This window comes from Priestia sp. JV24 (assembly GCF_025910025.1).
Taxonomy (GTDB): Bacteria; Bacillota; Bacilli; order Bacillales; family Bacillaceae_H; genus Priestia; species Priestia megaterium.
Genome location: NZ_JAPCIN010000027.1, coordinates 1 through 391, shown reverse-complemented (window position 1 = coordinate 391; position 391 = coordinate 1). Strand labels below are relative to the sequence as shown.

General features: G+C 32.7%; 1 protein-coding gene. It reads left to right on the top strand.

All coding sequences use genetic code 11. The features are described 5' to 3' along the window. The coding region (locus OK414_RS27510; RefSeq protein ID WP_264363548.1) for a hypothetical protein at positions 1-203 on the top strand (203 nt) is incomplete at its 5' end. Between the last annotated feature and the right edge of the window lie 188 nt (positions 204-391).

The window sequence follows — 391 nt, the reverse complement described above, 5'->3', positions numbered from 1 at the left end:
AATATAATATACGAGGAGAAAGGAATATGAAAGTTTCCGGACAAAGATTAGAAAAGTTATTAGGAGCAGATCTCAAAGCAAGGCATAAAAAAGGAGTCGTTGATTTGGATCAATACGTTCATCCTATCATACATAAACAGATACATGGGGATAAAGTATATGTCCCTTTAAATCTGGATAGAGTTTGGAATCAGATCAGTTAGTTGTAAAAGGCTAATTAAAACAACCTTAATTTTTCAGGAATATCACGTATTCATCAAGCCAATAGAACTGGTATTCTAAAAAGGAAAAGACGAATACGATCCAATGATTTAGATAAGCTATAAGAGACGCTGTGGGGCATCAAATGTCATGTAGTCTAATGTGATATGTAGTACAATTTCTTTTTTTT